General features: G+C 35.0%; 2 protein-coding genes. One reads left to right on the top strand and one right to left on the bottom strand.

Annotated features, from left to right (window positions below; all coding sequences use genetic code 11):
* Positions 1 to 955, top strand: a 955-nt coding sequence (locus tag J8M14_RS22910) for a M15 family metallopeptidase (RefSeq protein ID WP_211077169.1), incomplete at its 5' end; no start/stop codon positions are given.
* Positions 956 to 1,088: 133 nt separating this feature from the next.
* Here the strand turns inward: J8M14_RS22910 and J8M14_RS22905 are convergent.
* Positions 1,089 to 2,025 (bottom strand): hypothetical protein (locus J8M14_RS22905; RefSeq protein WP_211077168.1); only part of this gene is annotated, 937 nt, incomplete at its 5' end.

Genomic DNA, 2,025 nt, shown 5'->3' with positions numbered 1-2,025 from the left:
CTCTATTAACTACAAATATCGTATGCACGACCCTAGAGTGGGACGATTCTTTGCAGTGGATCCGTTGGCTCCAGATTATCCTCATAACTCACCGTATGCGTTTAGTGAGAATAGGGTTATTGATGGAGTGGAGCTTGAAGGATTGGAATGGCGACCTTATGATGACGAAGGAAATGTAGTTACTCCTGATGCAAATAGTATCTCTTTTTACGTTTGGGAAGGTTATAATGCTTCTGGATTTACTGCTTTAGGAAAGAATTATTACCGTCTTTCGGACATACCATCTCCAATAAGTCCAAATGCTATCCAATCAGTAAATAACCTTGCACCGGAGGGAACAGTTAAAAATGGAGTTGCTTGGGCTGGAGATTGGGATGCTTTTGTATATACCGAAAGTGGCATATCACAACAGTCCATTCAAGGAAATGCAAGTAAGAATAGAATAAATTCTTTACATGATAGATTTAGAAATGATGTTAAAGAATTAGTTGTTAGATCTCAAGATGCTACCAACGAAACTTTTTTTATAACAGACGGTTACAGAACATACTCTGAACAAAATGAGCTATATGGCAAGGGAAGAACGCAAACTCAATTAAATAGAGTCGGTCTGAACAATGTAGTTGCTAAACCCCATCTTGATATTGTAACTAATGCAAGAGGAGGATATAGTAATCATAACTTTGGTCTTGCTATTGACATGGTACCAATAAATAATGGCGTATTACAATATAACTTTTGGGATAACAATTTGCAAGGTAGATTATCAGTAGGAGAAATTAGCGAAGATTTGGGGATGACCTGGGGAGGGAGATGGCTAAGAAATAATCAAACAAATATAGATAGAATAAATGGTAATGGATGGGATAAACCTCATTTTCAGGATATGCAAGGTAGAACATTAAGACAATTAAGGAACCTACAGACTGATACTAATGGTTTACCTATTTTTTAATAAAACTTAAATGACCTTCCAGTAAATTAACAATATACAACTTCTGTTTTTTTAAATGATAAAAGCAATGAATTTATTTGAATTCATTGCTTTTATTTAACGCGTTGTTTAAATCAATTATTTCTACTCAAAACTATCTATTGTTTTCACTCGACCAAGTACCATTTATTTTAAGCTTATCATTTCCTCCTAGAATATCATGGTAAGGAATACCGAGAATGGTAGTAGCAGCGTTGTATTGCCACGGTCTTGTTCCTCCTTCTTTAGAAAATGGACTGTTTCCAGTTCCTCCAAAGTATATTTTTCCTCCCTTTTCAGGGCGTAAATCGAAACTATCGGAAAATTGATAAGTAATATTAATTATACCTTCAGTAGTAACCTGAACATTTGCCTCAATATTTGTACTTCGAACGGCCCATGTTAAAGGATTGATAGCTACTCTCCAGGTATCTATACTGCTTTTTTCCAAAGGATTAAGACTCCCTCTTCTACCTCCTAATTGAACAAATTTATTATGTAGAAAAGAAAAATCCATTTCCCCACATCTACCATCTTCTTGTGCACAATTAATTATTTCTTCTTCTAATGCTTTGACTGAAGGATCTTGTTTAACTCGATTTAATAAGTCTCCTGTAAGTTTTACCGAATCGTTTTGTAATATAGAATTCCACCCTAAATCAAATAAGTTATTTGCCTCCCCATTAACATCAAACTTATTTGCAATAAAGCTCCTTTCGGTATGTCCCCAACCGGAATCTTTATAAGGTCTGTTTCTTCCTTGCCAATCAAATCTTCTTTGATAAGCACCACCTACACCTTCTCCTTTATACACATCATCTTTACCTACAAACCATTCTCCACTATTCTTATCCTTAATCACTTCTCCTCCATGGGTCCATTTATATAGCTTTGCACCAAATTTAGTTCTAAAATCTCCTAATGGATCAACATATATATTAGGGTTGTTTGAAAAAGCTGCATATCTACTTTCACTAGCCATATATTTAGGATCTATATTCCACCTTCTCCCTATTCTTGAATCATATTGCCAGAACTTTGCAGTATAACTA

This window comes from Aquimarina sp. MMG016, assembly GCF_018100805.1.
Lineage (GTDB): Bacteria > Bacteroidota > Bacteroidia > Flavobacteriales > Flavobacteriaceae > Aquimarina.
Note: the sequence above shows the minus strand (reverse complement) of the source record. Positions and strands in the feature narration are given on the sequence as shown.